At 73.1% G+C, this 15,441-nt stretch carries 16 protein-coding genes; 13 read left to right on the top strand and 3 right to left on the bottom strand.

Translation table 11 applies throughout. The features are described from left to right. Window positions 1–88 precede the first annotated feature (88 nt). Window positions 89–1,069 (top strand): thiamine-phosphate kinase, encoded by a 981-nt coding sequence (locus ADK86_RS30610; protein WP_030602800.1) that lies wholly within the window; start codon window positions 89–91, stop codon window positions 1,067–1,069. A gap of 46 nt (window positions 1,070–1,115) precedes the next feature. Further along, window positions 1,116–1,907, top strand: coding sequence for a bifunctional hydroxymethylpyrimidine kinase/phosphomethylpyrimidine kinase (thiD, locus tag ADK86_RS30605; RefSeq protein ID WP_053699525.1), 792 nt, complete (start codon window positions 1,116–1,118; stop codon window positions 1,905–1,907). A 147-nt stretch (window positions 1,908–2,054) separates the two neighbouring features. Here thiD and rpmB read toward each other — a convergent pair whose 3' ends face one another. Continuing rightward, complete coding sequence (gene rpmB / locus ADK86_RS30600; protein WP_003984695.1) at window positions 2,055–2,240, bottom strand: 50S ribosomal protein L28; 186 nt, start codon at window positions 2,238–2,240, stop codon at window positions 2,055–2,057. A 263-nt stretch (window positions 2,241–2,503) separates the two neighbouring features. Between rpmB and ADK86_RS30595 the strand changes: the two genes are divergently transcribed. From ADK86_RS30595 to mutM, 9 genes are all read left to right on the top strand, one after another. Further along, entirely contained in the window at window positions 2,504–4,243 is a 1,740-nt protein-coding gene (locus tag ADK86_RS30595) for a DAK2 domain-containing protein (RefSeq protein WP_053699524.1), read from the top strand. Between the two features lie 169 nt (window positions 4,244–4,412). Further along, on the top strand, window positions 4,413–6,662 hold the full coding sequence (gene recG / locus ADK86_RS30590) for an ATP-dependent DNA helicase RecG (protein WP_053699523.1): 2,250 nt from the start codon (window positions 4,413–4,415) through the stop codon (window positions 6,660–6,662). 486 nt (window positions 6,663–7,148) lie between these two features. After that, window positions 7,149–7,733, top strand: coding sequence for a 16S rRNA (guanine(966)-N(2))-methyltransferase RsmD (gene rsmD, locus ADK86_RS30585; RefSeq protein WP_053699522.1), 585 nt, complete (start codon window positions 7,149–7,151; stop codon window positions 7,731–7,733). Continuing rightward, window positions 7,730–8,239 (top strand): pantetheine-phosphate adenylyltransferase, encoded by a 510-nt coding sequence (gene coaD / locus ADK86_RS30580; RefSeq protein ID WP_030185812.1) that lies wholly within the window; start codon window positions 7,730–7,732, stop codon window positions 8,237–8,239. The genes rsmD and coaD overlap by 4 nt, the downstream gene beginning before the upstream one ends. A gap of 97 nt (window positions 8,240–8,336) precedes the next feature. Then, window positions 8,337–9,434, top strand: a complete 1,098-nt coding sequence (locus ADK86_RS30575; protein WP_053699547.1) for an ATP synthase F0 subunit B — start codon at window positions 8,337–8,339, stop codon at window positions 9,432–9,434. 86 nt (window positions 9,435–9,520) lie between these two features. Beyond that, complete coding sequence (locus tag ADK86_RS30570; RefSeq protein ID WP_053699521.1) at window positions 9,521–10,204, top strand: YceD family protein; 684 nt, start codon at window positions 9,521–9,523, stop codon at window positions 10,202–10,204. A gap of 2 nt (window positions 10,205–10,206) precedes the next feature. Beyond that, complete coding sequence (gene rpmF, locus ADK86_RS30565) at window positions 10,207–10,380, top strand: 50S ribosomal protein L32 (RefSeq protein ID WP_003951102.1); 174 nt, start codon at window positions 10,207–10,209, stop codon at window positions 10,378–10,380. 19 nt (window positions 10,381–10,399) lie between these two features. Continuing rightward, window positions 10,400–11,227: a ribonuclease III gene (gene rnc, locus ADK86_RS30560; protein WP_003986647.1), complete on the top strand. Its 828-nt coding sequence runs from the start codon at window positions 10,400–10,402 to the stop codon at window positions 11,225–11,227. Between the two features lie 317 nt (window positions 11,228–11,544). Then, window positions 11,545–12,405, top strand: a complete 861-nt coding sequence (gene mutM / locus ADK86_RS30555) for a bifunctional DNA-formamidopyrimidine glycosylase/DNA-(apurinic or apyrimidinic site) lyase (RefSeq protein WP_030602778.1) — start codon at window positions 11,545–11,547, stop codon at window positions 12,403–12,405. Window positions 12,406–12,656: 251 nt separating this feature from the next. On the opposite strand, the gene ADK86_RS30550 is transcribed toward mutM, so the two are convergent. After that, the gene (locus ADK86_RS30550) at window positions 12,657–13,022 is read right to left on the bottom strand and encodes a winged helix-turn-helix transcriptional regulator (RefSeq protein ID WP_063789123.1); all 366 of its coding nucleotides are present in this window, start codon (window positions 13,020–13,022) and stop codon (window positions 12,657–12,659) included. A gap of 187 nt (window positions 13,023–13,209) precedes the next feature. Here ADK86_RS30550 and ADK86_RS30545 point away from each other — a divergent pair, with 187 nt between their 5' ends. Both ADK86_RS30545 and ADK86_RS30540 read left to right on the top strand, forming a co-directional pair. Continuing rightward, window positions 13,210–13,863, top strand: coding sequence for a flavodoxin family protein (locus ADK86_RS30545; RefSeq protein ID WP_078952361.1), 654 nt, complete (start codon window positions 13,210–13,212; stop codon window positions 13,861–13,863). A 185-nt stretch (window positions 13,864–14,048) separates the two neighbouring features. Next, window positions 14,049–14,285 carry a hypothetical protein gene (locus ADK86_RS30540; protein ID WP_003987226.1) on the top strand — a complete coding sequence of 79 codons (237 nt, stop codon included), beginning with the start codon at window positions 14,049–14,051 and terminating at the stop codon, window positions 14,283–14,285. 92 nt (window positions 14,286–14,377) lie between these two features. Here ADK86_RS30540 and ADK86_RS30535 read toward each other — a convergent pair whose 3' ends face one another. After that, on the bottom strand, window positions 14,378–15,373 hold the full coding sequence (locus ADK86_RS30535; RefSeq protein WP_053699519.1) for a CAP domain-containing protein: 996 nt from the start codon (window positions 15,371–15,373) through the stop codon (window positions 14,378–14,380). Window positions 15,374–15,441: the final 68 nt, after the last annotated feature.

Genomic DNA, 15,441 nt, shown 5'->3' with positions numbered 1-15,441 from the left:
CGGGGGAAGCACGGGCCGGGCGTGCGGTGGTGGAGTACGGATCGGCAGCGCAGTACGGATCGTCCGTACGCGTCGGAAGGGCAGCAGCATGAAGGGCACCGTGGGCGAGCTGGGCGAGTTCGGGCTGATCAGGGAGCTGACCTCCCGGCTCACCGCCACCCCGGCCGTACGGATCGGACCGGGCGACGACGCCGCGGTGATCACCGCGCCGGACCGCCGGGTCGTGGCCAGCACCGACGTCCTCCTCGAAGGGCGGCACTTCCGCCGCGACTGGTCCACCGCCTACGACGTGGGCCGCAAGGCCGCCGCGCAGAACCTGGCCGACATCGCCGCGATGGGCGCGGTGCCCACCGCCATCCTGCTCGGCCTGGTCGTCCCCGCCGAACTGCCCGCGACCTGGGCGAGCGAGCTGATGGACGGGCTGCGCGACGAGTGCCAGGTGGCGGGCGCCGCGGTCGTCGGCGGCGACGTGGTGCGCGGCGACACGATCACCGTCGCGATCACCGCCCTGGGCGACCTGCGCAACCAGGAGCCGGTCACCCGTTCCGGTGCCCAGCCCGGCGACGTGGTCGCCGTCACCGGCTGGCTGGGCTGGTCCGCGGCCGGCTACGCGGTCCTCACCCGCGGCTTCCGCTCCCCGCGCGCCTTCGTGGAGGCGCACCGCCGCCCCGAGCCGCCGTACCACGCGGGCCCGGCGGCGGCCGGCCTCGGCGCCACCGCCATGACGGACGTCAGCGACGGCCTGGTCGCCGACCTCGGCCATATCGCCGAGGCCAGCAAGGTCCGTATCGACCTGCGCTCCGGCCAGATCGACATCCCCTCGCAGATGTCCGACATCGGTACGGCCGTCGGCGTGGACCCGATGCAGTGGGTGCTCAGCGGGGGCGAGGACCACGCGATCGTGGCGACGTTCCCGCCGGACGTGAAGCTGCCGGCCCGCTGGAAGGTGATCGGCGAGGTGCTGCACCCGTCGGCGCTGCCGCAGGTCACGGTGGACGGGGCGCCCTGGGTCAACGCGGGGTGGGACCACTTCGGCGGGGAGCCGGACGGCGAGCAGGCCGGCCTCTGAGGGACCGCGGGCGGGCCCCGCGCGGTGCCCCGGTAGATTCGGCCGCATGCCTACACCTCCACGCGTCCTGACCGTCGCCGGGTCCGACTCCGGCGGCGGCGCGGGCATCCAGGCCGACCTGAAGACGATGCTGGCGCTCGGGACGCACGGCATGAGCGTGCTGACCGCCGTCACCGCGCAGAATTCACTCGGCGTGCAGGGCGCGTGGGAACTGCCCGCCGAAGCCGTACGGGCCCAGTTCCGCAGCGTCGTGGACGACATCGGCGTCCAGGCCGTCAAGACCGGCATGCTCTCCTCGCCGGAGCTGGTCGAGACGGTCGCGGACCTGCTCGCCGGGCTCTCCGCGCCGGTCGTCGTGGACCCGGTCGGCGTCTCCAAGCACGGCGACGCGCTCCTCGCCGCCTCCGCCCTGGACGCGGTCCGTACGAAGCTGCTGCCCACGGCCACCCTCGCCACCCCCAACCTCGACGAGGTCGCCCAGCTGACGGGCGTACGGGTCCACGAGGAGGCCGACATGCGGCGTGCCGCCGCCGCGGTCCTCGGCTTCGGGCCGCGCTGGGCGCTGATCAAGGGCGGCCACCTGGAGGGCGACGCGGTCGACCTGCTCACCGACGGCACCGAGGAGCACTGGCTGCGCGCCCCGCGGCACGACAACCGGCACACCCACGGCACCGGCTGCACGCTCGCCAGCGCTGTCGCCGCGCGGCTGGCCCGGGGGGACACCGTCCCGGAGGCCGTCGCGGCGGCCAAGGAGTACGTCACCGGCGCCATCGCGGGCGGCTTCCGCCTGGGCGCGGGGATCGGGCCGGTGGACCACGGGTGGCGGCTGCGGGGCTAGCCCCGTTCGCGGGGGCTTCGCGCGCGTACGGCACGCGGGTACGGCCGGCACGCGGGTACGGCCGGCACACGGGTACGGCAAAAAGCCGGTCCACCGAGGTGGACCGGCTTTCAGGCAACCGGCGGGGGCTGCGCTACGACTAGGACGTCAGCGCGAGACCTTGCCGGCCTTGATGCACGAGGTGCAGACGTTGAGCCGCTTCGGCGTGCGCCCGATGACCGCGCGCACCGTCTGGATGTTGGGGTTCCAACGACGGTTGGTACGGCGGTGCGAGTGGGAAACGCTCTTGCCGAAGCCCGGCCCCTTGCCGCAGACGTCGCAGTTGGCAGCCACGGGTCACTCCAAAGACTTCAGATGCACTTACGGTGAAATCCCGACGAGCGGAGTGCATTGAACCGACCGGCTTCGCCAGGAGTAGGAATGGCCCGATTCGCATCGGGCAACCGGAGCAGCATACAACGACCGCTCCCGTGACACGAAACTACCACGATCGCCCCGGGCCCCGCCCCGGCGGGCCGCCCCGCCCGCGGCTACTGTGCGGTGGATCGCATGACCGAGCCGAGCCCGCCACGGGCCGCTGGCCGAGGAGGACGACGGTGCCGCACCCGCTCGACGCCGCTGCGGTACGCACCTGGTGCGCCCTGGCGCTCCAGGCCCTGGGGCGCGAACGCGAGCGGATCGACGCGATCAACGTCTACCCGGTGGCCGACGGGGACACCGGCACCAACCTCTACCTGACCGTGGAGTCCGCGGCCCGCGCGGTCGAGGCCGCCTTCGACGGGCACGGCGCCTCGGGCACCGCACCGGGCCTGGCCGACGCCGTCGGCGCGATGGCGCACGGAGCCCTGATCGGCGCGCGCGGCAATTCCGGCACGATCCTCGCCCAGCTGCTGCGCGGCATGGCGGAGGTGCTGGGGGAGAGCAGCGTGGACGGGGCCCCCGGCGCGGCGGCAGCGCTGAAGCGGGCACTGCGGCGGGCCGCCGAGTCCACGTACGAGGCCGTGGCGCATCCAGTCGAGGGCACCGTCCTGACGGTCGCCACGGTGGCCGCCGAGGCGGCCGGGCGGGCCGACGGGAGTCCGGCGGCGGTGGCGCGGGCCGCTTACGAGGGCGCTCGTACGGCCCTGGAGGCCACGCCGGCCCAGCTGGCGGTCCTGAGCCGGGCGGGCGTCGTGGACGCGGGCGGCTGCGGCCTGGTCGCCGTGCTGGGCGCGCTGGCGGGGGCGCTGTCCGGGGAGGTGCCGACGGCGGCTCTCGCGGTACGGCCGGACGCTTCCGTACGGGCAGATGCTCACGTACGGTCCGACGCCCCCGTACGGATTGATACCTCCGCACCGGTGCCAGGCGGCTGTCCGGCCGCTGACGGGCACGCTCCGGAGCCGGAGGGGCCGCACGGCGGCGACAGCGAGCCGGACGGACCCGCCTTCGAAGTGATCTACCTCCTGGAGGCCGACGACGCCGCCGTGGCCCGGCTGCGCGCGCGGCTGGACGGCCTCGGGGACTCCCTGGTGGTGGTCGGCGGGGACGGCCTGTGGAACGTGCACGTTCACGTGGACGACGCGGGCGCCGCCGTCGAGGCGGGCATCGAGGCGGGCCGCCCGTACCGCATCCGCATCACCCACTTCGGGACGGCCGACGGGGGCCGGGCCGCGCGCCGCCGCGAGGCGGCGCCGGCGGCGCGCGCCGTGGTGGCCGTGGTGCCGGGCGACGGCCTGGCCGGGCTGTGCGCCGAGGCGGGCGCGACCACGGTGACCGTACGGACCGGAGAGCCGCCCGCCAGTGGCGAGCTGGTCCAGGCGATCCGGCAGGCGCACGCCCGCGAGGTGGTGCTGCTGCCCAACGACCCCGAGCTGCGGCACACCGCGGCGGCCGCGGCCGAGCAGGCCCGCACCGAAGGCGTACGGGTCGCGCTGATCCCCACCCGCGCCGCCGTCCAGGGCATCGCCGCGCTGGCCGTGCACGAGCCGGCCCGCAGCTTCGACGAGGACGTGGTGGCCATGACCTCGGCCGCGGGCGCCACCCGCTACGCGGAGCTGGCCGTCGCGGAACGGCAGTCCTGGACGATGGCCGGCGTCTGCCAGGCCGGGGACGTGCTCGGCCTGATCGACGGGGACGTGGCGGTGATCGGCTCGGACCTGGCCGCGACCGCGGCGACCGTCCTGGACCGGATGCTCTCCGCCGGCGGGGAAATGGTGACGTTCGTCCTGGGCGCGGAATTCCCCGCCGCTCTCGCGGAACGCCTGGAAAGGCACGTACGGGAGCGTCATCTGGCCGTGGACACCGTCGTCTACGAAGGCGGGCAGCGCGGGGCGCCGCTGCTCATCGGGGTCGAATGACGCCGGGCCGGAGCGGCGGAATCCGGCGGGAGCCCGGCGGAAAACCGGTGGAAACCTGGTGGAAAGCCGACGGGAAAAACGGCGGGAAACCGGCGGGAAGAATCGGTTCGGCCCCGGCGTATTCCGGGGCTTGCCGCCCGCTGTCAGTGCCGTGGTGTGCAATGGACATGTGTCCGCGCTCGACGAACCCCTGAAGAAGATTCTCGGTGGCACCACCGCCAAGGTGATGGCCGAGCAGCTCGGCCTGAACACGGTCGGCGATCTGCTGCACCACTATCCGCGCAGATACGCGGAGCGCGGTGAGCTGACCCGCCTCTCCGACCTGCCGCTGGACGAACACGTCACGGTCGTCGCGCGCGTCGCCGACGCCCGGGTCCTGAAGTTCAACAACGGCCGCGGCCAGCGCCTGGAGGTGACCCTCACCGACGGCAGCGGCCGCCTCCAGCTCGTCTTCTTCGGCAAGGGCATCCACAAACCGCACAAGGAACTGCTGCCCGGCCGCCGCGCCATGTTCGCGGGCAAGGTCTCGGTCTTCAACCGCAAGCTGCAACTGGCCCACCCCGAATACGCGCTGCTGGACGGCGAGGACGGCGAGGAGGCCGTGGACGCCTTCGCGGGCCGGCTCATGCCGATCTACCCGGCCTGCCAGCAGATGGCCTCCTGGAAGATCGCCAAGGCGGTCGACGCGGTGCTGCCCAGCGCGCGCGAGGCGCTCGACCCGCTTCCCGAGGCGCTGCGCGCGGGCCGGGCCCTGCTGCCGCTCCCGGAGGCCCTGGAGAAGGTCCACCGGCCGCGCACGAAGGCCGACATCGAGGACGCGCGCTCGCGCCTGAAGTGGGACGAGGCGTTCGTCCTCCAGGTGGCGCTGGCCCGCCGCCGGATGGCCGAGACCCAACTCCCCGCCACCCCGCGCCCGTTGACACCCGGCGGGCTGCTCGACGCCTTCGACGCGAAGCTGCCCTTCACGCTCACCGAAGGCCAGCAGAAGGTCAGCCGCGAGATCTTCGACGACCTGGCCACCGACCACCCGATGCACCGCCTCCTCCAGGGCGAGGTCGGCTCCGGCAAGACGCTGGTCGCCCTGCGCGCCATGCTCGCCGTCGTGGACACCGGCGGCCAGGCGGCGATGCTCGCGCCCACCGAGGTGCTGGCCCAGCAGCACCATCGGTCCATCACGGAAATGATGGGGGAGTTGGCCGATCAATGGGGCCTGCGCGAAGCGCAGTCCACCAAGGGTGGTGGTGGGCGACGGGAGGGCACGCTGGGGGGTGCCGAGCAGGGCACGAAGGTGGTGCTGCTGACGGGCTCCATGGGCGCCGCCGCCCGGCGCCAAGCGCTGCTCGACCTCGTCACGGGCGAGGCAGGGATCGTCATCGGCACCCACGCCCTCATCGAGGACAAGGTCCAGTTCCACGACCTCGGCCTGGTCGTGGTCGACGAACAGCACCGCTTCGGCGTCGAGCAGCGCGACGCGCTGCGCGGCAAGGGCAAGCAGCCGCCGCACCTGCTGGTCATGACGGCCACCCCCATTCCCCGTACGGTCGCGATGACCGTCTTCGGCGACCTGGAGACGTCCGTACTGGACCAGCTCCCCGCCGGTCGCTCGCCCATTGCCAGCCACGTCGTCCCCGCCAAGGACAAGCCGCACTTCCTCGCGCGCGCCTGGGAGCGGGTGCGCGAGGAGGTCGAGGCCGGCCACCAGGCGTACGTGGTCTGCCCCCGGATCGGCGACGAGGAGGACGCGCCGAAGGGCAAGGGCGCCAAGAAGAAGTCCGCGGAGGAGGCCGCCGTGGGCGAGGACAAACGGCCCCCGCTGGCCGTCCTGGAGGTCGCCGACCAGCTCGCGAAGGGCCCCCTCGCCGGGCTGCGCGTCGAGGTGCTGCACGGCCGGATGCACCCGGACGACAAGGACGCGGTGATGCGCCGGTTCGCGGCCGGCGAGGTGGACGCGCTGGTGGCCACCACCGTCATCGAGGTCGGCGTGAACGTCCCCAACGCCACCGCCATGGTGATCATGGACGCGGACCGCTTCGGCGTCTCCCAGCTGCACCAGCTGCGCGGCCGGGTCGGCCGCGGCTCGGCGCCCGGCCTGTGCCTGCTGGTCAGCGAGATGCCCGAGGCCAGCCCCGCGCGCGCCCGGCTCGCCGCGGTGGCCGGCACCCTCGACGGCTTCGAACTCTCCCGTATCGACCTGGAGCAGCGCCGCGAGGGCGACGTCCTCGGCCAGGCCCAGTCCGGCGCCCGCACATCCCTGCGGATGCTCGCCGTCATCGAGGACGAGCAGGTCATCGAGGCCGCCCGCGAGGAGGCCACCGCGGTGGTCACCGCCGACCCCGAGCTGACCGGCTACCCGGAGCTGCGCACCGCCCTCCAGGCCCTGCTGGACGCGGAGCGGGAGCAGTATTTGGACAAGGGGTGAGGGCCCGGCGCCGGGCTGCGGCGGGACCCGCCCCCGGACCCCGCGCCGACTCCCGGCGCGACCCGTCCCCCGGGCCCTGCCCCGGCTCCCGGCGCGACCCGCCGTCGGTCTCCGTACCGGCCCGCGGCGCGACCCGCTTCCGGGCCCCGGTGCAGCCCGCCTCCGGTCTCCGTACGGGCCCCGGCGCGAGCTGCCTCCGGCTTCCGTACCGGACCCGCCGCGACCCACCCCGGTCCACGTGCTGGCTCCCCGTGGCGCCCCGCCCCCGTACCGGCTCCGGCGCCACCCGTACCAGTTCCGGCGCCACCCGCACTGGCCCCGTACCGGCCCCGGCGCGCCCCGCACCGGCCCCAAGGCAGGCCGGACACAGGCTCCCGCCCCGCCCCGCACCGGGCGGCGCGGCCCCGGCCCCCGTGACGCCATATCGTGGGGGAGTGGCCCGCGCAGGCGGGCCGCTTCCATCCGCAGCGCGAAGGACCGAGCACCATGACCCGCGTGATCGCCGGTACGGCCGGCGGCCGGCGCCTGGCCGTGCCCCCCGGCAACGGCACCCGTCCGACCTCCGACCGGGCGCGCGAGGGCCTGTTCTCCACCTGGGAGTCGCTGGACGGGCCGCTGGCCGGCGCCCGGGTGCTGGACCTGTACGCGGGTTCCGGCGCCGTGGGCCTGGAGGCGCTGTCCCGCGGCGCCGGGCACGTCCTGCTGGTCGAGGCCGACGCCCGCGCCGTGCGCACCATCCGCGACAACGTCCGCACCCTCGGGATGCCCGGCGCGGAGGTCCGGCCCGGCAAGGCCGAGCAGATCGTCGCGGGCGCGGCCCCGGCCGACCCGTACGACGTGCTCTTCCTCGACCCGCCGTACGCCGTCACCAACGACGATCTTGGGGAGATCCTGCTCACACTCCGCCAGGGGGGCTGGTGTGCCGAGGAGGCACTCGTCACCGTGGAGCGGAGCACCAGAGGCGGTCCGTTCCCCTGGCCGGACGGTTTCGCACCCATCCGGTCCCGGCGCTACGGCGAGGGAACGCTTTGGTACGGTCGCGCCGCTTCGACGTGCGACAACGCGTCATGACCGGACCGGAGAGCGAGGAAACTCACGTGCGCCGCGCAGTCTGTCCGGGGTCGTTCGACCCCATCACCAACGGGCACCTGGACATCATTGCCCGGGCCTCCAGGCTCTACGACGTCGTCCACGTCACCGTGATGATCAACAAGGCCAAGCAGGGCCTGTTCTCGATCGACGAGCGGATCGACCTGATCCGCCGTGCCACCGCCGAGTACGGCAACGTCGAGGTCGAGTCCTTCCACGGCCTGCTCGTCGACTTCTGCAAGCAGCGTGACATTCCGGCCATCGTCAAGGGGCTGCGCGCGGTCAGCGACTTCGACTACGAGCTCCAGATGGCGCAGATGAACAACGGCCTCTCCGGTGTCGAGACCCTCTTCATCCCCACCAGCCCCACCTACAGCTTCCTCTCCTCCAGCCTGGTCAAGGAGGTCGCGGCCTGGGGCGGCGACGTCTCCCACCTGGTGCCGCCCTTCGTCCTCGAAGAGCTGACCGCGCGGCTGGGCGCCAAGTGATCCGCTGACGCCTCGTCAGCAGGTGTCGGTGCGGGGCCCTGTGGACGTACAGTCGTCCCCGTTCCGTCGTACCGACCCGGAGAGTGGCGAGTCCAAGGTGGACGTGCAGAAGAAGCTCGACGAGATCGTCAGGACCGTCGGCAGCGCCCGGTCCATGCCCATGTCGGCCTCGTGCGTGGTCAACCGCGCCGAGCTGCTCGCCATGCTGGAGGAGGTGCGCGCCGCCCTGCCCGGGTCGCTCGCCGAGGCCCAGGAGCTGCTCGGCGGCCGCGAGCGGATGGTCGAGGAGGCCCGCGCCGAGGCGGAGCGGATCATCGAGTCCGCCAACGCCCACCGCGGCTCGCTGATCTCCGACACCGAGGTCGCCCGGCAGTCCCAGGCCGAGGCCGACCGCATCCTGGCCGAGGCCCGCCGCGAGGCCGAGGAGATCCGCGCCGAGGCCGACGACTACGTGGACAGCAAACTGGCCAACTTCGAGGTCGTCCTCACCAAGACCATCGGCTCGGTCGACCGCGGCCGCGAGAAGCTGCTCGGCCGCGCGCCGGGCGAGGGCGGCCACGAGGACGAGGACGGCATCCAGGTGCCCGAGCCCACCGCCGACCCGCAGACCCTCAGGGAGCGCGCCGACCGGTACGTGGACGCCAAATTCGGCGCCTTCGAGGCCGTACTGACCAAGACCCTGGAGGCGGTCGGCCGCGGGCGGCTCAAGCTCCAGGGCGTCCGGCCGACGGACGAGCTGGGCGGCCTCGCCGCGCAGCCCGACGGCCGGCACCCGGGCCACACCGGCGACGCCGAGTACCTCGCCGGCCTCGCCGAACTGGCCGACCCCGTACCCCCGCAGCCGCAGGCCCCGCCGCAGCCCACCGTGCCGCCCCAGGCGCAGCCCGACCCCCAGCAGGGGTACTACACCGACCCGGCCTACCAGCAGCAGGACGCCTACGGCTATCCGCAGGCCCCGTACGCGCAGCAGGACCCGTACGGCTACGGCTGGCAGGACCCGCAGGCCCAGCAGCAGCACCAGCAGCCCTACGACCCGAACACGGGCTACCTCCAGCCGCAGCAGCAGGCCCAGATCCCCGGGCAGGCCCCGGGCGGCCGGGCGCCGCAGCCCGCCGCGCTCGACGAGACCAGCCTCTTCGACACGAGCATGATCGATCTCGACCGGCTGCGGCAGTACGAGGAGGGGCGGCAGTAGCGGATTGGGCCTATCGGGACCGTTCCAGTATCCTGGCTCTTCGGTCGCGTGTACGTCCGCGATCTCTGCTGCCCGCCTCGCCCCCGGTGAACGGGCGGCCCGTACGTCAGCGTAGAAAGCAGGAAGCCATCAACGCCCGCCTCGACCACCGTTCCCCGCTCGTGTTCGACACGCGCGATCTGGGACGTCGTCCCGGCGCGCTGCAGCGGCTCTCCCGCACCGTCGAGGCCCCCCGGGACCTCGGCAACGAGGTCATCGGAGTGCCCGAGGGCGCGCCGGTGGAACTCGACTTCCGCCTGGAGTCCGTCATGGACGGGGTGCTTGTCACAGGTACCGGCCGTGCATCGGTCCAGGGGGAGTGCGTAAGGTGTCTGGAGCCGCTGGAGCGTGAGCTCGTAGCGGACTTCCAGGAGATGTTCTCCTACCCCGACGCCGATGCCAGGACCCGTACCGCGGAGCCCGGCGACGACGCCGAGGACGAGGAGGACACCCTCTTCCTCGAGGACGACCTGTTCGACCTCGAACCCGTGCTGCGTGATGCGGTGGTGCTCGCACTGCCGATGCAGCCGGTGTGCCGGGACGACTGCCCGGGCCTGTGCTCCCAGTGCGGAGAGCGGCTCGCGGACGACCCGGACCACCACCACGACGCCGTCGACATCCGTTGGGCGGCACTGCAGGGACTCGCCACCGACCCGGACGGCGAGAAGGACGAAAACATGAGCGGCGACGGGCCTGATTCAGCGCGCGCCGCCGAGAAGCAGGAGAAGTAGCCGTGGCTGTTCCGAAGCGGAAGATGTCGCGCAGCAACACGCGCCACCGCCGGTCGCAGTGGAAGGCTGCGGTCCCCACCCTGGTGGCGTGCGAGCGCTGCCACGAGCCGAAGCAGCAGCACATCGCGTGCCCGAGCTGCGGCACCTACAACAAGCGACAGGTCCTCGAGGTCTGATCGGCTGGTGACAGGCTCTATGTCAGACGCCCATACGTCTCCCCGCAAGCGCGCGGCTGAAACGGCACCGGCGGACACGGCCTCGTCCCACACGCTTCTGGAAGGGCGGCTCGGGTACCACCTCGAGTCCGCCCTTCTGGTGCGTGCGCTGACGCACCGCTCGTACGCATATGAGAACGGCGGCCTGCCCACCAACGAGCGGCTGGAGTTCCTCGGGGACTCGGTGCTCGGCCTGGTGGTCACGGACACGCTGTACCGCACCCACCCCGACCTGCCCGAAGGCCAGCTGGCCAAGCTGCGGGCCGCGGTGGTCAACTCGCGGGCGCTCGCCGAGGTGGGCCGCGGCCTCGACCTCGGCGCCTTCATCCGCCTCGGCCGGGGCGAAGAGGGCACCGGCGGCCGCAACAAGGCATCCATCCTGGCCGACACCCTGGAAGCGGTGATCGGCGCGGTCTATCTCGACCAGGGTCTCGACGCGGCGGCCGAGCTGGTGCACCGGCTCTTCGACCCGCTCATCGAGAAGTCCGCCGGTCTCGGCGCCGGCCTGGACTGGAAGACCAGCCTCCAGGAGCTGACCGCGACCGAAGGTCTCGGTGTGCCGGAGTACATGGTCAGCGAGACCGGTCCGGACCACGAGAAGACCTTCACTGCTGCTGCCCGCGTCGGTGGTGTCTCGTACGGCACCGGCACCGGCCGCAGCAAGAAGGAAGCCGAACAGCAGGCGGCCGAGTCCGCCTGGCGGGCGATCCGCGCGGCGGCGGACGAAGCGGCCGAGCGGGCCGTGGACGCGCCGCCGGCCGGTGAGCCGGTGGTTCCCCCGGCCGGGGAACCGCCCGTCGTCGGCTGAGGTTCACGCACTGCCGGTCGTCCGTCCTGTGGGGGTTCCCGCATGGGAAGGGCGGCCGGATAGTGCTATACGGGGGCGCGCGTGCGCTGTGCGGGCTCGCCGGGGGGCGTGTGCGCGCTGCACAGGTTTGCCGGGGTTCGTGCGCGTGCTGTGCGGGTTCGCCGGGGTTCGTGCGCGTGTTGTACGGACTCGTGGAGCTTCGCGTGCGCCCGACCGGGCCCCTGGGCGCCGCCGTGCGGGGCTCGCCGCCGTACCCGGCCTTGCACTATCCGTACCGCGTCCGCCGTCCGCGCGGACGCTCCCTGACGAGGAGAGCCGTGCCCGAGCTGCCCGAGGTCGAGGTCGTACGCCGCGGACTGGAACGTTGGGTACGGGGCCGAACCGTCGCCGACGTCGAGGTGCGGCATCCGCGGGCGGTCCGCCGGCACACCGCGGGCGCCGTGGACTTCGCCACGCGTCTGAAAGGACAGCGCATCGGCGAGGCCCGGCGGCGCGGCAAATACTTGTGGCTGCCGGTCACCGACGGCCTGTCCGTCCTGGCCCACCTGGGCATGAGCGGACAGCTCCTGGTCCAGCCGCAGGACGCCCCGGACGAGAAGCACCTGCGGATCCGCTTCACCTTCGACGACGACGCCGGCACCGAACTGCGCTTCGTCGACCAGCGGACCTTCGGCGGACTGTCGCTGCACGACGCGGTACCCGGCGACCCCGAGGGGCTGCCCGACGTCATCGCCCACATCGCGCGCGACCCGCTCGACCCGGCCTTCGACGACGCCGCCTTCCACGAGGCGCTGCGCCGCCGCCGCACCACCGTCAAGCGCGCGCTGTTGGACCAGTCGCTGATCAGCGGCGTCGGCAACATCTACGCCGACGAGGCACTGTGGCGCTCCCGCCTGCACTACGACCGGCCGACCGCCACCTTCACCCGCCCCCGCACCGCCGAGCTCCTCGGACACATCCGGGACGTGATGAGCGCCGCGCTCGCCGTCGGCGGCACCAGCTTCGACAGCCTCTATGTGAACGTCAACGGCGAGTCGGGCTACTTCGAACGCTCGCTGGACGCCTACGGGCGCGAGGACGAGCCGTGCCGCCGCTGCGGTACGGCGATGCGGCGTCGTCCCTGGATGAACCGGTCCAGCTACTTCTGTCCGCGCTGCCAGCGGCCGCCGCGGCCGTAGCGGGGCGCCGCTTCGTAGGGGCGGTGCGTGTACTGCGGGGTCTGGCTTCAGGTGTCCGCGCGGGCCGTGTCGTATCGCTCCCGTGCTGCCAGTACCGCCGGTGTCTGGCTTTCCACCAGGTCGAGACGGCCTCTATGCGAACGTCAACGGTGAAGCGGGTTGCTTCGAACGGTCGCTGGATGCCTACGGGCGCAAGGACGCGCCGTGCCGCCGCTTCGTAGGGGGCGGTGCGTCTCCCGCGGGGTCTGGCTTCAGGCGTCCGCGCGCGCCGTGTCGTATCGCTCCCGTGCCGCCAGTACCGCCGGCATCCGGCTCTCCACCAGGTCGATGAGCCCGAGCAGCCGCTCGGCCACCTCCCGCCCCAGTGGCGTCAGTTCATAGTCCACCCGCGGCGGGTTGGTCGGCTGTGCCTCGCGGCGCACCAGTCCGTCGCGTTCCAGGGCGTGCAGGGTCTGGGACAGCATCTTCTCGCTGACGCCGTCCACCCGCCGCCGCAGCTCGTTGAAGCGGAACGTGCCGTCGTGCAGCGCGCCCAGCGTCAGGCTGCCCCAGCGGTCGGTGACGTGCTTGAGCGTGTCGCGGGACGGACACGTACGCGCGAAGACGTCGAACGCCATGTCCGTCGCCAGGTCCGTCCCGACGTCCGGGACCTGCGTCACCTGCTGCGAGCTGCCCTGATGCGTCATACCGCCAGCGTACTCCCACACAGCGCTCACCAATCCATTGCGCTTTCTGAAAGTTAGTGCTTTCCTTTGGTTAGTTGGCCGCGCCGCTCGGCGTGGCACGAACGTGAGGAGCCCCGCCATGACCACGCCCGCCCCGTCCGCTTCTTCCGCCGCCTCTCCTTCCTCCGCCTCTCCGGCCGCTGCCGTCCCGCCGGTCGTCGCCGTCGCCTACCACTCGGGTTTCGGCCACACCGCGGTGCTCGCCGAGGCGGTGCGTGACGGTGCCGCCGACGCCGGGGCGACCGTCCACCTGGTCAAGGTCGACGAGATCACCGAGGAGCAGTGGGAGCTGCTCGACGCCGCCGACGCGATCGTCTTCGGCTCGCCGACCTACATGGGCACCGCGTCCGGCGCCTTCCATGTCTTCGCCGAGGCCACCTCGAAGCGCTGGGCCACCCGCGCCTGGCAGGACAAGCTGGCGGCGGGCTTCACCAACTCCGGTTCCAAGAGCGGTGACAAGCTGCACACCCTGCAGTTCTTCACCGTGCTGGCCGCCCAGCACGGCATGCACTGGGTCAATCTCGGGCTGCTGCCCGGCTGGAACTCCTCCACCGCTTCCGAGAACGACCTCAACCGTCTCGGGTTCTTCCTGGGCGCCGGTGCGCAGACCGACAGCGACCGGGGCCCGGACGGTGTCCACAAGGCCGACATAGCCACCGCCGACCACCTCGGCCGCCGCGTTGCCGCCCAGGCGGCGGTCTACGCCGCCGGCCGCGCCGCGGTCGCCGCCTGATCCGCCTCCCACGGGTGCCGGGCGCCCGCGGGTGGGGTCCGCGCCCGGCCCGCGCGCCCCGTTCCGCGCGTGCCGCCCGTACGCGGGGACCTGTACACGCCGACCCACCCGCATACGCGTGCTTTCGTACGGATGGAGATGCGACCCTGTAGCCAGGGGGCCATACCTTCGGAGGTTGGGATCCGATGGCGACGAGCATGCATCTGGTCTGGAGCTCGACGGCGCCCGGCAGCGTCGTGTACGAGACACACGCGATCGAGGTGGTCGAAGAGGGCGGCGTACACGGAGAGGTGGTAAGCGAGCGGCACGAGGTCACCGTGCGCAGCCGCGCCCACGCGGAGGAGATCGCCGCCGAGCACGACTACGAGCTCTACCGCGACGGACCGGAGTGGGAGAGCCTGCCCGAGTCCGCGGAGGACTGACCCGCCGCCGGCCGCCCGGCCGGAGGAGGCCGGCCCGCGGCTTCCTGCCCCGGCCGGAGAAGAGCGGTCCGCCGCTGCCCGCCCCGGCCGGGTCAGAAGCCGAAGTCCTGCGTCCACCAAGGGCCGCCGGGGCCGAAGTGGGCGCCGACTCCCAGGGTCTTGTACTCGCAGTTGAGGATGTTGGCGCGGTGCCCGGAGCTGTGCATCCAGGTGTCCATCACCGCGCGGGCGTCGGCCTGGCCGCGGGCTATGTTCTCGCCGCCGAGGCCGTCTATGCCCGCAGCCTTGGCCCGGTCCCACGGGCTGCGGCCGTCCGGGTCGGTGTGGTCGAAGAAGTCGCGGCGGGCCATGTCGGCGCTGAAGTCGCGGGCCAGGCCGCTCAATTGGCGGTCGGCGGTCAGCGGGGAGCAGCCGGCCTTGGCGCGTTCCTGGTTGACCAGCGTCAGCACCTGGGATTCGGCGGTCGAGGGCGAGGTGTCGGGTGCGGCGGTGGCCCTCGGGGCGGTCTTCGAGGGCGCGGCGGAGGAGGACGGGACCTTACGGCCCGGTCGCTCCGTACGGTCCCGGTCTGTGCCGGTGCCGGTGTCGGCGTCTGCGCCAGTACCCGCGCCGGCGCTGGTGTCCCCGGGCGCGGAGGGCTGCCCCGAGGCCGGGGCGGCCGACGGGGTGGCGGCCGGTGCGGGGCGCTCCCGCTCCGGGAGGTCGCGGCGGTCCTCACCGCGGCTGGCCTGGCCGGTACCGCGGTCCGAGGGCGTCACGGACGCCGCGTCGCGTGTCGGCGCGGTCGGCAGGGAGCCCGCGCGTACGCGTTCCCCGGCGCCGCCGTTGCTGCTCCAGTCGTACTGGCTGCCGCCGGGCAGCAGGCCCGAGGCGACGGCGACGGCGCCCATCGCCACGGCGGCCGAGGCGCCGAGCAGTCCGGTGCGCACCGGAGCGGTGCGCCGGTCGCGCGCGGAGCGGTGGCCGCGGTGGCGGCCGGCGGACGCGGGGTGCGCGGCGGCCGGGGTCCCGGTCCGGTCCGCGACTCCGGTTTCAGCGGCTCCGGCGGCTTCGGGCGATGCGGGAGCGGAGCGTCGATGGCGGCCCATCCACTGCCTTCCTTCTGTCCACACGAGCGTCAACGAGCCTCACCCGTAAGGGTGAGCCCATTGCCGGG

This window comes from Streptomyces sp. NRRL F-5755 (assembly GCF_001279365.1).
Classification (GTDB): Bacteria; Actinomycetota; Actinomycetes; order Streptomycetales; family Streptomycetaceae; genus Streptomyces; species Streptomyces rimosus.
This window is presented reverse-complemented; position numbering and strand designations above follow the sequence as displayed.

Excerpts from the sequence above, each read along its gene's own strand:
- ADK86_RS30535 (WP_053699519.1), bottom strand. The coding sequence starts at position 15,373 with ATGGGCCGCCATCGACGCTCCGCTCCCGCATCGCCCGAAGCCGCCGGA.
- ADK86_RS30550 (WP_063789123.1), bottom strand. The coding sequence starts at position 13,022 with ATGGCGTTCGACGTCTTCGCGCGTACGTGTCCGTCCCGCGACACGCTC.
- coaD (WP_030185812.1), top strand. The coding sequence starts at position 7,730 with ATGACCGGACCGGAGAGCGAGGAAACTCACGTGCGCCGCGCAGTCTGT.
- ADK86_RS30545 (WP_078952361.1), top strand. The coding sequence starts at position 13,210 with ATGACCACGCCCGCCCCGTCCGCTTCTTCCGCCGCCTCTCCTTCCTCC.
- ADK86_RS30540 (WP_003987226.1), top strand. The coding sequence starts at position 14,049 with ATGGCGACGAGCATGCATCTGGTCTGGAGCTCGACGGCGCCCGGCAGC.
- thiD (WP_053699525.1), top strand. The coding sequence starts at position 1,116 with ATGCCTACACCTCCACGCGTCCTGACCGTCGCCGGGTCCGACTCCGGC.
- rsmD (WP_053699522.1), top strand. The coding sequence starts at position 7,149 with ATGACCCGCGTGATCGCCGGTACGGCCGGCGGCCGGCGCCTGGCCGTG.
- ADK86_RS30610 (WP_030602800.1), top strand. The coding sequence starts at position 89 with ATGAAGGGCACCGTGGGCGAGCTGGGCGAGTTCGGGCTGATCAGGGAG.
- rnc (WP_003986647.1), top strand. The coding sequence starts at position 10,400 with ATGTCAGACGCCCATACGTCTCCCCGCAAGCGCGCGGCTGAAACGGCA.